Source organism: Sphingomonas sp. T1 (assembly GCF_902506585.1).
GTDB lineage: Bacteria > Pseudomonadota > Alphaproteobacteria > Sphingomonadales > Sphingomonadaceae > Sphingomonas > Sphingomonas aerolata.
In genome coordinates, this window is the sequence record NZ_LR733875.1 from 596,412 (window position 1) to 617,001 (window position 20,590).

Below are 20,590 nucleotides of genomic sequence, written 5' to 3' on the forward strand. Positions count from 1 at the left end.
CCCTGTCGACGAGAAATTTCCGGCGGTCTGGTGCAAAGCGGGTGACGCCGATCGGCGTCACCCGGTGCGTCGCCGCCGCTATCCGAGCTGCTCGAGTTTCGCTTCCGGGGCTGCGGCCGAGGCGCGGAACCGCGCGACGCTCGCCTCCTCGAACGACTTGGCAACAACGGTCGATACCGTCTTGAAGTCTGCGGTGGCATGGTCCGGCGTCAGCGTCAGGACGATGAACCCCTTGCGATCCTGGTCGCAGAAGCGGACCTCGTCATTGGCGTCGGCGATCAGCGTCCCGATCCCCGGGATCAGCGAGCCATAGGACGGGCTGGTAATTGCGGTCGCACCGAATTCGACTGCGACGAGCTTCCCCGATGCATCGTGCAGATCGTTCGCCCAGCCGGCATGGCTATCGCCCGACAGCACGACCGGTCGCGACCCCGACCGCTTGAACGCGGCATAAAGCCGTTCGCGTGCTGCGGGATAGCCGTCCCAGCTGTCGAAGTTGAACGGCAGGCCCGCGCGATAGGATGCCATGCTCGCCATCAGCGCGGTGCGCCATTTGTCCGGGAGCCGCGCCATCATCGCGGCGAAGCGATCGGGGCCAAGCTGCTTCTCGAGATCCGGGCCGGCGACGCGCGCCATCACCACCTGGTTGCCGAGCACCTGCCACGGCTTGCCCGCCGTGACCGACGCCGCCATCGTCCGCTCGATCCAGGCGAGCTGCGGTGCGCCCAGCATTTCGCGACCCGGCTGCGCGCGCTCCGCCATCATCGGGGCATATTCTGCAGGCGCAATCGCCTCGCCCTTCGCCGCGACCTGCCTGCTCCGCGCGAGCAGCCGCGTCTCGACCATCACCAGCGTCGCGAGATCGCCGAACTCGAAGCTGCGGTTGATCGCTTCCCACGGCTCGCCGGGCTTCGGGTCGCGGATCGGCATCCATTCGAAATAGGCCTGCATCGACGCGGCCTTGCGCGCCTTCCAGTCGCCCTCGGTCGCCGGGTCATGGTTCTCGGCGCCACCGATCCAGTCGTCATTGGCGACCTCGTGATCGTCCCACACGCAGATGAACGCCGCCCGGGCATGCGCCGCCTGCATGTCGGCGTCGCGCTTCACCTGCGCGTGACGCATCCGATAGTCGGCGAGCGTCACGATCTCATGCGTGGGCTCGACCAGACGGCCGATCTTTTTGCCGATGTCGCCGCCATAACCGTCGATGGCATATTCATAGATGTAGTCGCCGAGATGCAGCACCGCGTCGAGCCGGTCGAGTTTCGCGATCGAAGCATAGGCGTTGAAGAACCCGCCGGGGTAGAGCTGGCACGACACCACGCCCATGACGACATCCGCCACCGCGCCGCGGGGCAGCGTGCGGACCCGTCCGATGGGCGAGCGCGTGCCCGCCGCGGTTTCGAACCAGTAGCGATACTCGGTTCCGGGCTTCAGCCCCGTCACCGCAACCTTGGCGGTGAAGTCGCGCGCGGCACGCGCCGCGATACGGCCCGAACGGAGGGGCGTATCGCCCTCGCGCAGTGCGACATGCCAGGTCAGCGCGATATCGCCCGCCTGTTGCGCATCCTGTGGCGTCGCGCGCGTCCACAGGATCGCGCCGTCCGCCGAGGGATCGCCGCTCGCCACGCCGTGGTCGAAGCGCGCTGCCCCCGCGCTGCCGTTCGTGCGCGCCGCGGTGGCAAGGCCAGGAAGCGCGAGCGCGGAGCCTGAGCCGAAGAGCGTGAGGGCGTCGCGGCGGTTGATCGTCATAACAGTGCCTTTTGCGGTGATGCCGCCTGCTAGGGGCCCTCGGCGTCAGTCACGTTGCGGCAGCGTTACGCCGCGATGACAGGCCGTCACGCGCGGGTCATGTATCCGACGCGGAACCGTAACGACCCCGCCCTAGGTGCTCGCTCACTGACAATCGGGGGACTTCATGACGACCATCTTTACGCGCCTGGCTCTGGCCGCGCTTGCCGCATCCTGTTCGACGGGTGCGCTTGCCCAGGCGATCGTCGCACCCGATCCGGCGACCGGCCCGGCCGCCCGCGCCGACGTGACGGGCGGCGACGACATCGTCGTGACCGCGCAGAAGCGCGAACAGCGGATCGAGGACGTGCCGTTGACCGTCACCGCGCTGACCGGCGCGAAGATGGCGGATATCGGCGTCAACTCGCTGTCTGAAGTCGCCGCCTATATTCCCGGCCTGCAGATCCAGGAGCAGAGCGCGAACAACCCCGGCTTCGTGATTCGCGGCATCACCTCGGACAATGGCTCATCGCAGCAGGGTGCGCGCGTGACGCTCTATTATAACGGCGTCGACATCAGCCGCTCGCGCGGCGCCTATCAGGACCTCTATGATCTCGAGCGGATCGAGGTCGTGAAGGGCCCGCAGGCGACGCTGTTCGGCACCGCCGCCGCGGTTGGCGCCATCAACCTCATCTCCGCCAAGCCGCAGCCCGGCACCTCGGGTGCGATCACCGGCTCCTATGGTAATTACAACAGGACGCAGGTGTCGGGCTTTATCAACGCCGGCAACGACGTGCTGTCGGGGCGCCTCGCCTTCGCCTATAAATATCGCGACGGCTATGTCCGCAACATCGTCGGTGATGCGAACATCCCCAACCAGAACCAGGGCAAGGTCGATCAGGACGATCTGAACGGTCAGGACCAGCGCGGCATCCGCGGCTCGCTGCGCTTCCGGCCGAACGATGCGGTCACCGCCGACCTCGTCCTGACCTATGACGGTCAGCGCAATCCCGGCACCGCGTTCAAGAGCCGCGCGCATGCCCCGACCGGCGGCCAGACCGGCGATTACGGCAATGCCGAGCTCTCGGGTTCGCCGTTCAGCGCGACGGCGCTCGGTGCGCGCAAGCTCGGGCTCGACCGCAACGTCTACGACGCCAACCTGACGGTGTCGGTCGATCTTTCGCCCGGCATCACCTTCACCACCGTCAACGGCTATCGCCGCTTCGACGCGCTCGAAATCTTCGACGCGGATGGCGGCCCGGCCTGGTATCTCGAATTCGCCGAGGATGCGAAGGGCGACCAGTGGAGCCATGAGAGCCGCTTCGCGTTCGACGGCCCGAAATATCGCGCTTCGTTCGGCTGGAACGCCTTCTTCGAGAACGGGTCGCAGCGCGTCCCCTTCTCGACCGAGGAGGGCACCTATATCGCTTGCTCGATCGCCACGGCCTATCAGCCGTTCCGTACCGCGCTGAACGGTGCCGGCATCCCGACCGGCCCGGGCTGTGTCGCCGCCAACGGCACGATCCCGGCAGCGACCCGCGCCACCGCGATCCTCACCGGCGGCCGCTCGACGCAGATCCCGTACTCATCCGAGTTCACCAATTACGGCAATAACGACACCTATTCGGTATTCGCCGACGCGACCTATATCCCCATCCCGGCGCTCGAGCTGACCGCCGGCGCACGCATCCTGATCGAGGATCGGCAGTCGGGCTATTCCTCGATCCAGCCCAATTCGCAGATTCTCGCCGCGCTGGGCGTCCGCACCAGCCTGCTTGGCACCGCGAACACCAACGGCGTGAAGTTCGAGGCGGACCAGAGCTTCGCCGCGATCCTCCCGCGGTTCAACGCGCTGTTGAAGCTCGACGACGATGTCAGCCTCTACGGCACGATCAGCAAGGGCCGGCGCTCGCCGGTCGTCCAGCTGGCGGCGCTCAACGCGGTCAATGGCGTACGCCCCAATCTTCAGATCGTGCCTGAGGAGAATGTCTGGAACTACGAAGGCGGTATCAAGGGGCGCGTCGGTCCGTTCACCGGCGCGGCATCGGTCTTCTATCAGACCTATGACGGGTTCCAGGTCTCGGTGAACGAGGTCAATCCCGCCAATGGTGCGGTCGTCGCGGTCACGCGCAGCGCGGGCTCGGCGAAGAATGTCGGCGTCGAGCTCGAGGGCAATCTTGCGCTTGGCCAGTATCTGTCGGTGTTCGGGACCTTCGCCTATCTCGACGGCGGGATCGCGGACCAGCCTGCGGGCACCTTTGCCGGCAACCGCTTCCGCCTCCAGCCGAGCACCACGGCCTCGGGCGGCGCGACGCTCCGGCTGCCCGTCGGCGGCGCGGTCTTCTATGCGACGCCGAGCGCCAACTACCGGTCAAAGGTGTTCTTCGAACTGCCCAACAGCGCCGCGATCAGCCAGCGCGGCTATACGCTGGTCAACCTGCGTGCGGGTATCGAGCTCGCGGACGGGCGCTACCGCGTCGGCGGCTTTGCGCGCAACCTGACGAACAAGCGGTACCTGATCGACGCCGGCAACACGGGCGGCGGGTTCGGCATCCCGACCTATATCGCCGGCGAACCGCGCTTCTACGGCGTCGAGCTCGGCGCCAAGTTCTAAACAGCCCTGTCCCACCCTGTCGTTCCGGCACGCGCCGGGACGGCGGGGACCATCCGCAAAGACCAGTCGGGCGGCTGCAAGTTGGCGCGCCCGGCACTCGTCCGCCGGCTCCTATCCCGGCCCGGTGCGTTGACGCGCGTTCCCCATCGCACGAGGTTCTCACGATGCGCGCCATCCCCATCGCTACGGCCGTTTCCGCATGAGCGGTCCGCAGCTCTTCACGCCGTTCAAGGTCGGCAAGCTCGATCTCGCCAACCGGATCGTCATCGCGCCGATGTGCCAATATTCGGCGGTCGACGGCTGCATGACCGACTGGCACCTGATCCATCTCGGGCATCTCGCGCTGTCGGGGGCGGCCCTGATGATGCTCGAAGCCGCCGCGGTGACGCCCGAGGGGCGGATCACCTACGGCGATGTCGGGCTGTATGACGATGCGAGCGAAGCGGCGATCGCGCGGACACTCGAGAGCGTGCGGCGCTGGTCGGACATGCCGATCGGCATCCAGCTGTCGCATGCCGGACGCAAGGCGTCGTGCGAGGTGCCCTGGAAGGGCGGCGGGCAGATCGCGCCGGGCGCCGACAAGGGATGGCAGACCGAAGCCCCCTCCCCGGCCGCTTTCCTGCCCGACGATACGCTGCCGACGGCGCTCGATCGCGAGGGGCTGGCTCGACTGCGCGACGCGTTTGCCGCCGCGGCGACGCGCGCGGGACGGCTCGGGATCGATGCGATCCAGCTGCACGCCGCGCACGGCTATCTGCTCCACCAGTTCCTCTCGCCCTTGGCCAACCATCGCGACGACGATTATGGCGGCAGCCTCGAGAACCGGATGCGCTTCCCGCTCGAAGTGTACGACGCGGTCCGCGCCGCCTTCCCGGCGGATCGCCCGGTGACGATGCGCGTATCTGGCACCGACTGGGTCGAGGGTGGCTGGGACGGTGAACAGACCGTCGCCTTCGCAAAGGCGCTCGAGGCTCGCGGGTGCGATGCGATCCACGTCTCGAGCGGTGGCCTCAGCCCGGACCAGCAGATCCCCGTCGGGCCGAGCTATCAGGTCCCGCTGGCGCGTCAGGTCAAGCAGGCGGTCGGCATCCCCGTCGTCGCGGTCGGGCTGATCACCGACTATGAACAGGCCGAGGCGATCATCGGTACCGGTGACGCCGATCTCGTCGCGCTAGCCCGGACCCTTCTCTACGATCCACGCTGGCCGTGGCATGCCGCCGCACATCTCGGCGGCCATGTGAAGGCGCCCAACCAGTATCTCCGCTCACAGCCACGCCAATACAAAGACCTGTTCCAGGCCTGATACGAGCCGCGACCCTCGAGGGTCGCGGCAGGGCTCCGTCCGCGGTCAGCCGTTGTCGCGAAAACCCGGATACAGGCTCATCCCGCCGTCGACGGTCAGCGTCGATCCGATGATATAGTCCGCAGCATCGGACACCAGGAACAGCGCCGCACGCGCGACATCGTCGGGCTCGCCGATCCGTCCATAGGGGATCAGTTCGAGCAGTGCGTCGGCGGCATCGCCCTTGGTCGCATCGGCGTTGATGTCGGTCGCGATCGCGCCGGGCGCCAGCGCATTGACCCGGATCCGCTCCTGCGCCACCTCCTGTGCCAGCGTGCGCATCAGCATCCCGCTGCCGCCCTTCGACGCGGCATAGTTTGCATGCCCCGCCCAGGGGATCGTCTCGTGCACCGAACTCATGAACAGGATCTTGCCGATCGCCCGGCCAAAGCCGCGATCACCCTGCGCGCGGAAGCGGCGTACCGCTTCGCGCGACACGAGGAACTGGCCCGTCAGGTTGACGTCGATGACGCGGCTCCAGTCCGCTAGCGTCATGTCCGCATAGCCCGCATCCTTCTGCATGCCGGCATTGGCGAACACGACGTCGACGCCGCCGAACCGCGACACGGTCTCGTCGAACAGCCGGAGGACGGCATCCTCGTCCGCGGTATCGGCCTGACAGGCAAACGCCTTGCCCCCGCCCGCCACGATCCGCGCGACCACGTCGTCCGCCGCCTCGCGATTGCTGTTGTAATTGACCGCGACGCGCGCGCCGGCCTGCGCGAAGAGCAGCGCGGCGGCGCGTCCGAGGCCGGAGCTTGCACCGGTGACGATAGCGGTCTGTCCGGAGAGATCGATGTGCATGGGGCTCGCTTTCGCTAGACTGTCGGGAGTTGCGTCCCCAACGCCCGCCTTGCCAAAGCTATCCGTCTGCCCCCACGGGGGGCTAGTCGTCCAGCGTGTCCGCCGTCCGCAGCGCGCGCACATAGGCCTGCGCAGCCTGTTGCTCGGTCGCGGTCTTGAACGCGTCACGAGGGTCGGGCGCATCGCCGAGCGTCGCCAGCACGGCCCACAGCGCAAACCGCCGGCCGGTCTCGCGCTCGGTCCCGAACGCGATCCGGACGCGCTCGAGACCGTCATCGATCGCGATCGTATCCAGCGTATCGAGATCGGTCGTGCCGAAATAATGGGTGAGCATCGCGTCGAGATCCATGACGCAGCGCTGCCCGAGCCGTGCGATCGTGGCAAGCCATGTCGAACGGTCGGCCCCCTCCGTGCGAAAGAGTTGCGCAACGCTCCACCCCGACCTAGATGCCGGTCGCACGCGCCCCTCCGCCATCGCGGCGGCGCGGATACGGTGCGGAAGAGTGTCCGAGTGGTTTAAGGAACTGGTCTTGAAAACCAGCGTAGGGGTAACTCTACCGTGGGTTCGAATCCCACCTCTTCCGCCAAAGCGTCGTCTCAGCTTGCCTCGCTTAGGCTAATGACAGCGCCCAAGGCCACGTCTCCGGCGCGTTCGCATCCCCGGAGAACCGAACCGGTTCATAAACAGCGCTAGTAAATCGGAGTGACTGTCAGGGCACCGGGTGAGCCCGGACGTCCAGAATGGGAGCAAGCATTCTTACAGACGGTGCTTGAAGATCGTCTGTACCGGTACCTTGGGCTCGGAATGACTTGATTTCGGGTTCGGTCAGGAGTTTCATGTACATCCGAATGCTTTGAGGTAATGCGGAGCTTCAGACAAATGAAGCGGTGGTTGCTCTTCATCCTGGGTGTGGCCGTCAGCGTCCCGGCGCAGGCGCAGCTTGCGGCACCGGTGAAGAATGGCGACTCGACCATCGTCGTCACGGGCAACCGAAACCGCGAATCGAAGGTCGAGATGAGCGAGTGGCGAATGGCGGAAACGCCGCACGTCGTCGTTTTCAGTCAGGGCGACGAAACGGCATTGCGACGCACCGCGCACAATCTCGAAAAGCTGCACTTCCTGCTCTCGGTCCTGCATGGCCGGGTGGATCAGCCTGACGAGACGATCAAGATTGCCGTGACGATGATCGGCGATGTCGCGGCGTTCGAACAGCTTCGACTGACCGAGCTGCGCTGGCAATATGGTCCCTTCCCGCAGGCGTTCGAAAAGACGATCTACTATGATCCGCGCGAGGAAGGATCGGTGCTCGCGACGACCGAGGAGGGCGTGAACCTGGTTCTTCAGCCCTCCGTCGGCCGCAAGACGAGCCGAAATTGTACGCGCGAGCAGGACCGAAACCCTCCAATCGTTGATTACTACATAAGCCCCAGGGTGACGGCGACCGGAGAGCCGACGTACGACGTAAACCAGATTCTTGGACAGCTCCCAGTGAACGAGATTGCCTTTTGCCAATGGGCGGAATCCAGGGTCTATGCCGCCTTCGCCCAGAACTACCTGATGACCTATTTTCCGGCAGCGTATCCGCGCTGGTATCTTCAGGGGTTCGGAGAATTGTTCGCGACGATGGAAGCCGGCGACGACTTCGTGGAATATGGCCACCTTCCGCCTGGCTACGCGAAGGTCATGCATCATTACGGTCTGTATCCGGTCACGCACATCCTCGATGGGCGCTATCTATCGGGCAAGGGTCGGGCCTGGACGCCCTATCACGCATGGCGGCTGGTCCACCTTCTGTATTTCTCCGAGGAGTGGAAGCCGCGGCTTCACGGCTATCTGAACGCCCTGGCACGTGGTGACGACTTGCAGACCGCCGAGCGCGCCCTTGGCGATGCGAGCCAGTTCCAGAGGGCCGTGACCGCGTACCGAGGCCGCAAATTGCCGGCCGAGCGGATGACCTTTCCGGCCGATCGCGCGCCGGGACCCAGCATCCGCCGTCTGACCCGGGCGGAGGCCGGGCTGATCCGTGGCCGGCTTGAACTCGGCGCGCGGATCGAGGTGCCCGACGCCGGCCCCAACCGCGAGAAGGCGCTCGCGCGGCGCTCCGCGTGGCTCGACCGGCTTCGCGACAACGCGACCCGCTTCCCCGCCCTGACCGAAAACCACTTGCTCCTGGCGGAGGCCGAATGCCGCACCGGCAATCCCGAAGCCTGTCTCGACGCCGCCGAACGGGCGATCGCCCAGTCGCCGACGGAAACACGCGCGCTCGTGTGGAAAGGCACGGCGCTGACGCAACTGGCTATGCGCGCGCCCGCCGCCGAACGTCGGCAGCGGCTTGCGGACGCCAGACGTTTCATCGTCAAGGCCAACCGCCTGGACCCAGAGAGCAGCCTTGCGCTGATCGCGTATCACGACAGCTTTGCAACGGTGGGCGAGCAAGCTCCGGATGTCGCGGTGGAGGGGCTGTACAAAATCGTTCAGTCTGCGCCCGCCGCGCCCGGTCCGCGACTGAAGCTCGGTGAGGAGCTGATCGCCCGCGACCTTCGGGGTGAAGCGCGCAAAATGCTGCTGCCGGTCGCCAAAGGGGCGTTCTCAACGCCGGAACAGCCCGTCGCCGCCGCTTTGCTGTCGCCGGCGGGGGCGACGGAGCCGGGGCGTTAGAGGCTGCTAAAATTCGGCGTTCGCAGACCGTAGCGCATTTTGAAAAATCGCCGGGGTCCTGATCCGGACCCCGGCGATCACGTCAGTCGGTAGCGTTACAGCCGCAGCGAGACCCCCGCAACGAGCTGCCGGCCGAGCAGGTCATACCCCATCACGGTATTGCCGCGCAGCAGACCAATCCGCGAACGGCTGTCCGGGATGAGCGGCGGATCGCGGTCGAAGATGTTGTTGGCAGCCAGCCGGAACGTCATCTGCTTGTTGATGTCGAAGCTGAGCGCCACGTCGATCCAGTTGTACGAACCGACACCCGGGTATTGATCGCGCCGGGCGCTCGCGTCCTGGGCGGGGATACCGGTGTCCTCGGGCGCGTAGATATCGAGCGGCATCGCGCCGCGGTGGCGCCAGTTGACCGACAGGCTGGTCGTGCTGTCGGGCGCGGTCCAGGTGGTGCGGAGCTGGTGCTTCCAGCGCGGCATGCTCTCGCCGCAGAGATTGCCGAAATATCCCACGCAGTTGCGCGGTTCGATCGTGGGCGACGATTGCGAGCCGACGCGGGTCATCAGCGTCCCGTTGAAGCTCATGTCGAGCCGGCCGACGCCGCCCAGACCGACATTATACTGCCCCTGGAAATCCCAGCCATGCGACTGCGACTTGTAGCCATTGGCCGAGCCGCGCGCCACCCAACCCGTCGACGGACTGGTCGCAGGCGAGCTCGAGAGCGTGCCGGTGCCGGGATTGCGGACGATGCCGCGGCAGAAATATTCGTTCCCGGTCGCAAGGCACTCGCCGATGATGTTCTGCGGCTGGAGGAAGTCGAGCTGGTCCTTCAGATCGATCAGCCAGCGGTCGATCGACACCGTCAGGCCGGGTAGGAAGCGTGGGCGCAGCACGACGCCGAACGTCTTGGTGAAGGCACTTTCGGGCGTCAGGTTGAACCCGCCCTCGCGCACGGTGCAACGATCGTCAGGACAGATCAGCGAGGCACTGCCATAGAGATTGTCGGCAAGGCCGGTGTTACGGCATTGCTGCAACGTCGCGGACGGCGCCAGTCGCGCGCCATTGGGGTTCGACGGATCGATCCGCGGCGCACAGGGATCAGCATAGAAGCCCTGGTTCCAGAAGATGTTGGCGGCACCCTGCGCGGTGCTGACACCCGGTGCGGCCTGGGACTTGTTGTACGAGGCGCGCAGCGTGATGTCCTCGACCGGCGACCAGAGCCCCTCGACCTTCCAGGTGTCGAACTTGCCGGCGAGCCGGTTGTACTGCGACACGCGGTAGCCGGCGTTGACCTGCAGCAGCTCGGCGAACCGGCGGTGTTCGATCAGCGGTGCCTGGACCTCGGCATTGGCTTCGAGGATGCTTTGCGTGAAGCGCTGGTTCTCGCCGCCGTTATTCTGCTGGAAGATCTCGTTGACGATCGTGCGTTCCATCTCCTCGCGATATTCCGCGCCCAGCGCGATCGCGATGCCCTGGTCCGCAAGCGGCGAGGTAATGCCGTATCGGCCCAGATCGCCGCTGACGGTGCCGACGAACTGCAACAGGCGCGGAATGCGCGTGCTGATCCCGCCGGTCGCGCCACCGTAGAGATACTGGTTGAGCGCCGTATCCTGGTTGAACGGCGCGAACGCGTTGAACGGCACACAGGACGGATCGGTCCCGTTGACGACCGCACGACAGGTCGGCGTACCGTTGACCCGGACGACGTCGAGCGAACGATTGATGTTCTCGAAGCGCGCGAACGGCACGTCGATGGTGTCGAGGCGCGCGCGCGAGATCATGCCCGCGACATCGTACGACCACACGTCGTCAAAGCCGCGCCCGCGCAGCCCTGCGACGATACGATAGCCCTCATTGGTGAAGCGCTGCCGCACCAGTGGCAGCCCGTCGAAGCGATAGCGGACGTCGATCGGCGCATATTGTCCGGCAACACCGGCGTTGGCGCCGCACAGATCCTGTGCCTGCGAGGACGACAGGAACGCGTTGTCGCAATTCACGCGGAACGGGTCCGAGCCGTACGCACCGAAGTTGAAGGTGCGATTGAGCTGGGTGTTGTAGGACTTATCGCGGTAGAACAGCCCGTTGCCGTACAGCTCGATGTCATCGGTGATCTTGGCGGTGAGGAAACCGCCAAGGTTGACGCGGTTGAACGCGCGCTGGACCGCCCAATTGTCATAGGGGTTGGCAGACGAGCCCTGCGGCCCGCTGTTGATCGGAATGAAGGTCCCGTTCCCGTTGGGATTGTTGACCAGGATCTGCCCGGCGCGCGGGCCCGACTGCGGAATGATCGTACCGGCGGGCGTGAAGCTCGCACGCGAACAACCGAGCGGCGAGGTGTTGGTCGGCTGGACCGCCTCGCAGACCGAATAGGAGCGATCGACCAGCTCGATCGGATTGGACTGGCGGTAGTTGATGAACCCGGTGAGGTTCACCCGGTCGTTAAACAAATTGGTACCCGCCGCCAGGCTGACATCCGAACGACCACCGTCATTGGTCAGTCCGCGTTTGGCGGCGAAACCCGCGCGACCTGCCGCCTCGGTGACCGCGTTGCTGCCATTGTCGTGATTGAAGAAGCTGTAGTTCGCGTCGAGTCGGATGCCTTCGAAGTTCTTCTTCAGCACGAAGTTGACGACGCCCGACACCGCGTCGGATCCGTAAACGGACGAGGCACCGCCGGTGAGCACGTCGATCCGCTCGACCAGTGCGTTGGGGATGATGCCGACGTCGACCGTGTTGGCGAGGCCCATGCGGAGCCCGTCGATCAGCGTCAGCGTGCGCTCATAGCCCAGGCTGCGCAGCTTGATGCGCTGACGACCTTCGGAATCGCTGAAATTCTGTTCCGAGTTCACCTGCACCTGCGGCAGGCGGTTCAGCACCTCCTCGATCGTCGTCGCGCCCTGTGCCGCGATTTCCGCGGCGGTCGTCGTTACGATCGGTGCGGCGGACCGGTTGTTCGGCCGCGCGATGCGCGTGCCGGTGACGACGATGTCCGACGCTTCCCGCCGATCGCCGGTGCGTTCGGCATCTGCAGCGAGCTTGGCGGAGGCGACGGGATCGCCGATCGCGGTCTGGCTTTCCTGTGCACCATCGCCCGCGCCTGTATCCGACGCCTGGGCCTGCGCCTGAGCCGGCAGCGCAAACAACGCCACGACGCAACATGTCGTAGTTAGAAACCCTTTGAACAGCACCATTCTATCACCCCCCATGTTGCCGATCGAGTCACATGGATAGTGATGCATCGTATCGATTGCCGCCGACCCTGTTCGGAAGCGTTCGATGAACAACAGGACGCGCATTCATCGGGATCTGTCGCCCCGTGACCTTGCTGACCTTGTTCGGCATTACCATCCGGACCCTCGGACAGGCACATGCTGTCACGTCCCAAATATCAAAACAATACCAATAATTTCAGAAATGACACGCGGTATGGATTTTGTGTCGTAACGGTCTCAATCGGTATCAATGACAGGACTTTGCGTTCGTCAGGCCGCACCATTCCGCTTTGGTAGCGGATCCGTCCGCCATGGAACTGTATCCGCTGGGGTCATTGCTATCGGTCGTCGGTCAACGCGTCCAAAGCGCAAGCAAGGTGGAGAAACTTGCTTGTGACGCGACGCTCTAGACTCGGCGTGACGTGCTCTCGCCTTCCATCCACTTGCGACCGGCGAAGATCACGTCCGAGGCCGGTACAAAGCGGAGCGGCGACGACAGGACGAGAAGCGACCCGCTAAAAGAAATTTGCGAGTGACGATCGCGATCAATCGGTTAGACCCTGCCGCACAAGGGGGGATCTCTACACCATGAAGCACCGCGCACTGACCGCCATCGCACTTTGCCTCGTCGCCACCGAACTGTCCGCACAGACCACGCCGCCACCGGCCGCCAAGCCCGTCGAACGGACCCAGGCACCCGAGAATCAGGCGACCGCGCCCACCCCTGCGACGACCCGCGCCGACGCCAACCCGTCGCCCCAGCCCGTCGCCGCAGCCCCGGTCCCTATCGCCGTGCCCGCCAATGCCTCGGCTGCCACATCGAAATCGTCCGCCAAGCCGCCGGTCTGGGACGTCATGCAGCCGCGCGGACTGAAGACGCGCGAAATCGGCCTGCATGTCGACGAGGGCAGCTGGATGAACGTCGACGTCTCGCCCGACGGCCGGCTGATCGCCTTCGACCTGCTCGGTGACCTCTACACCATGCCGATCACTGGCGGCACGCCGCGACGTATCGCCGAGGGGCTGGCGTTCGAGCATCAGCCGCGTTTCTCGCCCGACGGCCGCCGCATCGCCTTCACGTCGGACCGCGGCGGCGGCGACAATATCTGGGTGATGAACGTCGACGGCAGCGACAAGCGACAGGTGACGAACGAGGATTTCCGCCTGCTCAACCAGCCGAGCTGGAGCCCGGACGGCCGGTTCATCGCCGCCAAGAAGCATTTCACGACCGGCCGCTCGCTCGGCACGGGCGAGATCTGGCTCTATCACGTCTCGGGCGGCGGCGGCGTCCAGCTCGTCAAGCGCGCGAGCGAGGTGCTGCAGAAGGAACTGGGCGAGCCGATCTACGCACCCGATGGCAAGAGCATCTTCTACACACGCAACATCTCGCCCGGCCCGATCTTCGAATATGCGCAGAATTCGCGCACCGACCTGTTCGACATCGAACGCTATGACGTCGACAGCGGCGAGGTCAGCACCGCGGTCTCCGGGGTCGGCGGCTCGGTCCGGCCGACCCCGTCGCGTGACGGCAAGCGGATCGCCTTTGTCCGGCGCGAGAACAACGTCACCAAATTATGGGTGAAGGACTTCGCGACCGGGGTCGAACGGATGATCTATGGTCCGCTCGACCGCGACGTGCAGGAGACATGGGCGGTGACGGGCGTCTATCCCGACATGGCCTGGACGCCGGGCGACACGGCGATCGTCTTCTGGGCGGGGGGCAAGCTGCGCCGGGTGGCCCCCGACGGCTCGGGCGCGGCGGTCATCCCGTTCCGCATCGACGATACGCGCGTCATCGTCGATGCGGTCCATCCGCAGGTCGCGGTCGCACCCGACCGGTTCGCGACGAAGATGCCGCGCTGGGCCAGTGTGTCGCCCGATGGCCGCACCGTCGTGTTCGAGACGCTCGGCAAGCTCTGGACCAAGCCCGTTGCGGGCGGCACCGCGACCCGGCTGACGCGCGGCGCGGACGAATTCGAACTGTTCCCAAGCTGGTCGCGCGACGGTCGTCAGATCGTGTTCGTCGGCTGGACGGATGCCGGACTCGGCCAGATCCGGACGATCGCGGCAGGCGGCGGCTCGCCCCGCACCGTCACGACCGTCGCCGGCCATTATCGCCGCCCGCGCTTTTCACCCGACGCGCGCTCGATCGTGTTCGAACAGGGCCCCGGCGGCGGGCTGACCGCGGCGCGGGGCAATCCCGACGCCGGGGCCTACCGCGTCGCCGCCAGCGGCGGTGCGCCGGTGCGGATCGCCAAGGAGGCGAGCGGCCCGCAATTCGGGGCGGCGAACGACCGCGTCTTCCTGATGGCGACCGAGAAGGACAAGCGCCAGCTGATCAGCACCGACCTCAACGGACAGGACCGCCGCGTCCATGCCTCGGGCGAGCTGGTCAATGACTATCAGATCTCACCACAGGGCGATTACGTCGCCTTCCGTCAGAATTACGAGGCGTTCGTGATGCCGCTGATGCCGGGACGCCAGGCGGTCGAGACCGATGCCAAGGGCGGCCCCCTGCCCGTCACCCGCGTCAGTGGCGACGGTGCGGACTTCATCAACTGGTCGAACGACGGCCGGCAGATCCACTGGAGCGCGGGCCCGACGCTCTACACGGCCGAGACCGCGGCGCTGTTCCGCGCGGTGCCGACGCCGAAGGGTGAGGACGCGCCGAAGTTCGTCGCGCCGCGCACCGGCACCTCGCTGTCGATGGACATCGCCGCCGCCAAGCCTGACGCGACGGTGGCGCTGACTGGCGCACGCGTCGTGACGATGGCGAAGGCGGATGGCGGGATCATCGACGACGCCACCATCCTGATCCGCGGCGACCGCATCGTCGCGGTCGGGCCACGCGGCACGATCGCCATCCCCGCAGGCGCGAAGACCGTCGATCTGGCGGGCAAGACGGTCATCCCCGGGCTGGTCGACGCGCATGCGCATGGTCCGCAGGGCGAGGACGAGATCGTGCCGCAGCAGAACTGGTCGGCGATGGCGAATCTCGCGCTTGGCACCACGACGATCCACGATCCGTCGTCGCGTTCCGCCGAAATCTTCCCGGCGGCCGAGATGCAGCAGGCCGGCATGCTGCTTGCCCCGCGCACCTTCTCGACCGGCGAGATCGTCTATGGCGCCAAGGCGCCCGACGTCTATGCGCAGATCGACACCTATGAGGACGCGCTCGCCGTCGTCCGTCGCCTCAAGGCGCAGGGCGCTCGCAGCGTGAAGAACTACAACCAGCCACGCCGCGAGCAGCGCCAGATGGTCGTCGCGGCAGCGCAGGCCGAAGGCATGGAGGTCGTGCCCGAGGGCGGCTCGCTCTACACGCTCGACATGAGCCTGGTGCAGGATGGCAATTCCACGGTCGAGCACAACGTCCCGCTTGAGCATTTCTACGCCGATGTGGTCGATCTCTGGTCACAGACGACGGTCGGCTACACGCCGACGCTCGTGGTCGCCTATGGTGGGCCGGCGGGCGATCCCTATTGGCGCGCGCACAGCGACGTTTGGCGGCATCCGCTGCTCGCCCGCCATGCACCGCCGGCACTGCTCGCGGCGCAGAATGCGCGACGCGAGATCGCGCCCGAGGAGGATTATGTCGATGGCGCAACCGCACGGGAGGCGCGCAAGCTCGCCGTCAAGGGCGTGCCCGTGGCGATCGGCGCGCACGGCCAGCAGCCGGGGCTTGGCGCGCATTGGGAGCTGTGGAGCTTCGTCCGGGGCGGGTTCAGCCCAATCGAGGCGCTGCGTGCGGGCACGATCGAGTCGGCACGATCGCTGGGGTATGCCAAGGACGTCGGCTCGCTCGAACCCGGCAAGCTCGCCGATCTGGTCGTGCTGTCCGCCGACCCGACAAGCGACATCCGCAACAGCGACAAGGTCGCGCAGGTCATGCTCGGCGGCCGCCTTTATGATGCGGCAACGCTGAACGAGACGATCACCGGCACGCGCAAGCGCCAGGCCTATTGGTGGGAGAGCGGGAGCGCGGGCGCCGATACGGGCGCACGCATCACCGTCGGCCACGGACACGGGGATGTCGACTGACATCGCCGGTCGCGACCGGCGCTGGGGGTCGACTGACATCCCCGGTCGGAACCGGCGCTGGGGGTCGACTGACATCCCCGATCGGAACCGGCGCTGAGGGCGACGGCGATCAGTAGATGTCGCGGCGGTACAGCCCGGCCTCGCTCATCGCCTCGACCCGGTCGTCGCCGAGGATGATCCGGAGTTCGGCATCGACCGCGCCCGCCATCCCGACCAGACTGCCGCAGACATAGATCGCCGCCCCCCGGTCCGCCCAGTCGAGCATCCGGTCGGCCTGTTCCGCGACCAGCGCCTGGACATAGCGTCCGCAGCCCGCGTCGCGCGAGAAGGCGCGGTCAATCCGCTCGAGCGTACCCCTGGCATGCAGCGCATCGAGTTCGGCAGCGAGCGGACGGTCGTATGCGCTGCTGCGCTCGCCATAGAGCAGCCAGGCGGGCGCGCCGCCGATCCGCGCCCGCTCGCGAAGATGCGCCATCAGCCCGGCGAGGCCGGTGCCGTTGCCGATCAGCACGAGCGGGGTCGCCGGATCCATCGGTGTCGCAAACCCCGGATTGGCGCGAAGCCGTATGGCGATAGTATCACCGATCGACGCCACTTCCGTCAGCCACCCCGAGCCGATGCCGAGCCCGCCATCGGCTGCGGGATATTGCCGCACGAGCAGCTCGACGCGGCCCGACTCCGGCAGCGACGCGACCGAATATTCGCGGTGCGCAAGCGGCGGCAGCACCAGCGGATCCCGCCCCCCTGCCTCGAAGGTCGCCGGATCGGGCAGCGTCGCCTTGGTGAGGGCGACCGCGACCCGGCCGTCATCGACGATCCCGCAATCGGCCAGGAACCGCGCGACGCGGGCCGGATCGTGACGCGGCTCGATCTCGGCGATCGCGCCCGGTGCCCAGCGCGTGCCCGCGGGAATGCCGAGTTCGACCCGGTACATCGGCGCACCCGGGCTGTCGGGATTGAGCCATGTCCGTGCGACCAGCGGCCAGGCGGCATAGGCCGCCGGCTGCCAGTCGGGCTGCGCCGGATCCGCGCCGATCGCGTGAAGCTGTTGCTGCCACTGGCGTTCGCCGTCCGCATCGGCCGCATCGAGCTCGATCCGGTCGAACAGGCGCTGCGCCCCGCTGGCATGCAGCCACGCGTCGACGCGCTGACCAAAGGCGCAATAGTCGGGATATTCGCGGTCCCCCAGCGCCAGCACCGCGTAGCGGACCCCGTCGAGATCGGCCGGCGCGGCCATGGCGCGGCGCTCGAACGCCCGGGCGGTGTCCGGCGCATCGCCCTCGCCATAGGTGGCCACGACGAACAGGACGGTGCCGGCATCGCGCAGATCGGCCGGCGACACCGTCGCCAGCGGCCGGATCGCAGCACCCGGGAACGCCGCAGCGCTGAGGCGTGCGAGACGTTCGGCAGTGCCGGTCTGCGAAGCGTGGACGACCAGCACGCCGGGTCGGTCCGCCCCCCCGTTGTCGGCCGAGGCAGGAACCGGGACCGCCGCCAGCGCCCGCTTGGTCCGCCGGCGGCCCAGATACAGCAGCAGGCCGGTGACCGTGAACAGCGGCATTGTCAGGCTCGTCAGGAACAGCGCGATCCGTCCGGGCAGACCGAAGAATGCCCCCGTGTGGAGCGGGTAGATGCTGGTCGCGATCGTCTCGCCAACGCCGCGCTCGGCATAGCGCTCCGCCTTGGTCAGCGCGCCGCTCCGCGCATCGAAGCGGAGTTCGTCGGTCATCCGGTCGGACCGCGCGCCGATCGGCACCATCCGCATTGTCACGGGCGCCGGACCCTGCGGGACCGTGATCGTCACCCGGTCGAAACGCGCGCCCTCGCTCCGCTGGAACCCCGCCCAGGCCGGGGCGATCGGTCGCGACTCTTCCGCCACCGCACCCCGGTCGCCGCGACGGCCACCCGGCGCGCGCCCTTCACGCCCGCCGCGTTCCGGACGCTCGGTCGTACCGGTCAGCATGTACCGCGCACCCCGCTGATACCAGTCATAGGACCACCAGAGACCGGTCGCCGCACTCAGCAGGTAGAAGATGAGCACCCAGCCGCCGATCACCGCATGAAGCGCCCGGTACAGGTTGCGCCCGGTCTTGCGCAGATCGAGTACGAACCAGGCCCGCCAGTCGAGCGGGTGGCGCGGCCAGCGCAGATACAGCCCCGACACCGCGAAGAAGACGAGCGCCAGCGCGGACAGGCCGGTCAGCTGGCTGCCGATGCCGTTGCGTCCGCCCGGCAGCGCGAGCCAGCGGTGGAGGTTCTCGATCGTGCGAAACACCCCCGCGCCGGTGGCGGTGCCGAGCAACCGGCCGGTTCGCGGATCGATATAGCTGCGCTCGCCACCGCGCTGGCCCTTCTTCGCGGCGAAGCGAACCTGCGCTGCGAGCGTGGGATCGCGCGCGATCGTCAGGTCCTGCACCCGCTTGCCCCCGCGCTGCGCGGATGCGGCCCGGACCAGAGCATCGGGCGACAGCCTTGCCGCATCGCCCGCCCCATTCGGCAGCGGTGCGAGGGTCACCACGCCCGGGCTGAGCGCCGCCATGATCTCGTCCTCGAACGCCATCGCGGCGCCGGTCACGCCCATCAGTGCGAGCACGAACCCCGCGGTAATCCCCAGAAACCAGTGCATCTGGAACAGCACGCGGCGCAGCGTCATTGCGCGCAGTCTCGAACGAACATCATCTGCCTTCAGCCCCCCAGATCACGGATGCCGCACTATCATGTATTGCTATTGGTTCTCAAGTGCAGCTTTTGAGCGGGTGTTTGCCGACGGTCGTCGTCACGCATCGACGCTTGCCCGGAGGTCGCGGATCGGCAAGCATGCATTAAAGGGGAGAGACACATGAAGACCGCGATACTGGTCGCGCTGGCCGCAGCGACCGCGATGCCGGCCGACGCGCAAACGGCGCCACCGGTTGTGACCTATATCCAGGCCGGCACGCTGCTCGATCGCCCGGGCCAGGCGCCGCGCGGCGCGACCACGATCATCGTCCGTGACGGCAAGATCGTCGCGCTGCGTGACGGGTTCGTGGCGCCTGAGGCCGGCGCGACGCTCGTCGACCTGCGCACCGCGTTCGTGATGCCGGGCATGGTCGACATGCACGTCCATCTCTGGGGCATCGGCGGCGACCCGATGCGTGCGAGGCTCGAGGCGATGACCCGCGACCGGTTCGATGACGAGATGACTGCGGTCGCCAATGCGCGGCAGACGCTCGCGGCGGGCTTCACCTCGGTCCGAGACCTTGGCGGCGATCCGCGCGGCATCCGTGCTTTGCGCGATGCGATCGACGCGGGCGCGATCGAAGGGCCGAGCATCACCAATGCCGGCGAGATGATTTCCGTCACCGGCGGTCATGGCGATGGCGGCAACGGCCTAGCCGAGGAATTCGCCGATATGGTGCATGGTCGCGAGGTCAATGTCTGCAACGGGCCCGACGACTGCCGCCGCGCGGTCCGGGCGCAGGTTGCGCTCGGTGCGCGTGTCATCAAGTTCGCGGCGACCGGCGGCGTGCTGTCGAACGTCAGCGGCGGCCTTGGCCGGGCGATGACCCCGGACGAGATGCGCGCGATCATCGACACCGCGCACATGCTCGGCCGCAAGGTCGCGGCGCACAGCCACGCGACCGAGGGAACCCGCGCCGCGCTCGAGGCGGGGGTCGATTCGATCGAACACGGCACGTTTCTCGACGACGAGACGATCCGCCTCTTCAAGACCAGGGGCGCCTATCTGGTGCCGACCGAGATTGCGCCCGTCGCGGCACTCGCCCAGGCACGCGGCGGCGCCCTGCCCCCGGCCACCATTGCCAAGGCCGAGTCCGCCGCAGCAGCAATGGCCGCCAGCCATCGCCGTGCCTATGCGGCCGGCGTCAAGGTCGCCTTCGGTACGGATACCGGCGTGTCGAAGCACGGCGACAATGCGACCGAATTCGCGCTGCTCGTGCAGAACGGCCTTACCCCCGCACAAGCTATCGCCGCGGCGACGAGCGGCGCGGCGGATCTGCTGGGGCGGGAGGATATCGGCACCCTCGCGCCCGGCAAGACGGCAGACATCATCGCGGTGCGGGGGTCCCCGCTCGACGATGTGAACCGGCTCACGCAGGTCGATTTCGTCATGCACCGCGGAGTCGTGGCGAAGGCGGTCGCGGCGAAGTGATCGTCACGCGGCGGCGGCCCCTGCGCGGCGAGCGCGCCGCCGC

At 67.0% G+C, this 20,590-nt stretch carries 10 protein-coding genes and 1 tRNA gene; 6 read left to right on the forward strand and 5 right to left on the reverse strand.

Translation table 11 applies throughout. From position 1 onward, the window contains the following. Positions 1–78: 78 nt before the first annotated feature. Positions 79–1,752 carry an alkaline phosphatase D family protein gene (locus GV027_RS02650; RefSeq protein WP_159510895.1) on the reverse strand — a complete coding sequence of 558 codons (1,674 nt, stop codon included), beginning with the start codon at positions 1,750–1,752 and terminating at the stop codon, positions 79–81. A gap of 166 nt (positions 1,753–1,918) precedes the next feature. Here GV027_RS02650 and GV027_RS02655 point away from each other — a divergent pair, with 166 nt between their 5' ends. Both GV027_RS02655 and GV027_RS02660 read left to right on the forward strand, forming a co-directional pair. Then, the gene (locus GV027_RS02655) at positions 1,919–4,345 is read left to right on the forward strand and encodes a TonB-dependent receptor (protein WP_159510896.1); all 2,427 of its coding nucleotides are present in this window, start codon (positions 1,919–1,921) and stop codon (positions 4,343–4,345) included. 199 nt (positions 4,346–4,544) lie between these two features. Beyond that, positions 4,545–5,648: an NADH:flavin oxidoreductase/NADH oxidase gene (locus GV027_RS02660; protein ID WP_159510897.1), complete on the forward strand. Its 1,104-nt coding sequence runs from the start codon at positions 4,545–4,547 to the stop codon at positions 5,646–5,648. 45 nt (positions 5,649–5,693) lie between these two features. Here GV027_RS02660 and GV027_RS02665 read toward each other — a convergent pair whose 3' ends face one another. Both GV027_RS02665 and GV027_RS02670 read right to left on the reverse strand, forming a co-directional pair. Next, on the reverse strand, positions 5,694–6,491 hold the full coding sequence (locus tag GV027_RS02665) for a glucose 1-dehydrogenase (protein WP_031441113.1): 798 nt from the start codon (positions 6,489–6,491) through the stop codon (positions 5,694–5,696). A gap of 82 nt (positions 6,492–6,573) precedes the next feature. Beyond that, complete coding sequence (locus GV027_RS02670) at positions 6,574–6,951, reverse strand: hypothetical protein (protein WP_236559017.1); 378 nt, start codon at positions 6,949–6,951, stop codon at positions 6,574–6,576. Positions 6,952–6,988: 37 nt separating this feature from the next. Here GV027_RS02670 and GV027_RS02675 point away from each other — a divergent pair. Both GV027_RS02675 and GV027_RS02680 read left to right on the forward strand, forming a co-directional pair. Further along, a tRNA-Ser gene (locus tag GV027_RS02675) sits at positions 6,989–7,078 on the forward strand. A gap of 443 nt (positions 7,079–7,521) precedes the next feature. Continuing rightward, positions 7,522–9,150, forward strand: coding sequence for a hypothetical protein (locus GV027_RS02680; protein WP_159510898.1), 1,629 nt, complete (start codon positions 7,522–7,524; stop codon positions 9,148–9,150). A 95-nt stretch (positions 9,151–9,245) separates the two neighbouring features. On the opposite strand, the gene GV027_RS02685 is transcribed toward GV027_RS02680, so the two are convergent. Then, entirely contained in the window at positions 9,246–12,338 is a 3,093-nt protein-coding gene (locus tag GV027_RS02685) for a TonB-dependent receptor domain-containing protein (RefSeq protein ID WP_159510899.1), read from the reverse strand. 609 nt (positions 12,339–12,947) lie between these two features. Between GV027_RS02685 and GV027_RS02690 the strand changes: the two genes are divergently transcribed. After that, on the forward strand, positions 12,948–16,397 hold the full coding sequence (locus tag GV027_RS02690; RefSeq protein ID WP_159510900.1) for an amidohydrolase family protein: 3,450 nt from the start codon (positions 12,948–12,950) through the stop codon (positions 16,395–16,397). A 109-nt stretch (positions 16,398–16,506) separates the two neighbouring features. Here the strand turns inward: GV027_RS02690 and GV027_RS02695 are convergent, their stop codons facing one another. Further along, positions 16,507–19,050: a PepSY domain-containing protein gene (locus tag GV027_RS02695; protein WP_159510901.1), complete on the reverse strand. Its 2,544-nt coding sequence runs from the start codon at positions 19,048–19,050 to the stop codon at positions 16,507–16,509. Between the two features lie 186 nt (positions 19,051–19,236). On the opposite strand from GV027_RS02695, the gene GV027_RS02700 reads away from it, so the two are divergent. Then, positions 19,237–20,547: a metal-dependent hydrolase family protein gene (locus GV027_RS02700; RefSeq protein ID WP_159510902.1), complete on the forward strand. Its 1,311-nt coding sequence runs from the start codon at positions 19,237–19,239 to the stop codon at positions 20,545–20,547. Positions 20,548–20,590: the final 43 nt, after the last annotated feature.

Coding starts and splice junctions, on each gene's coding strand:
- GV027_RS02655 (WP_159510896.1), top strand. CDS start 1,919: ATGACGACCATCTTTACGCGCCTGGCTCTGGCCGCGCTTGCCGCATCC.
- GV027_RS02680 (WP_159510898.1), top strand. CDS start 7,522: ATGGCGGAAACGCCGCACGTCGTCGTTTTCAGTCAGGGCGACGAAACG.
- GV027_RS02660 (WP_159510897.1), top strand. CDS start 4,545: ATGAGCGGTCCGCAGCTCTTCACGCCGTTCAAGGTCGGCAAGCTCGAT.
- GV027_RS02690 (WP_159510900.1), top strand. CDS start 12,948: ATGAAGCACCGCGCACTGACCGCCATCGCACTTTGCCTCGTCGCCACC.
- GV027_RS02695 (WP_159510901.1), bottom strand. CDS start 19,050: ATGACGCTGCGCCGCGTGCTGTTCCAGATGCACTGGTTTCTGGGGATT.
- GV027_RS02665 (WP_031441113.1), bottom strand. CDS start 6,491: ATGCACATCGATCTCTCCGGACAGACCGCTATCGTCACCGGTGCAAGC.
- GV027_RS02685 (WP_159510899.1), bottom strand. CDS start 12,338: ATGGTGCTGTTCAAAGGGTTTCTAACTACGACATGTTGCGTCGTGGCG.
- GV027_RS02700 (WP_159510902.1), top strand. CDS start 19,237: ATGAAGACCGCGATACTGGTCGCGCTGGCCGCAGCGACCGCGATGCCG.
- GV027_RS02650 (WP_159510895.1), bottom strand. CDS start 1,752: ATGACGATCAACCGCCGCGACGCCCTCACGCTCTTCGGCTCAGGCTCC.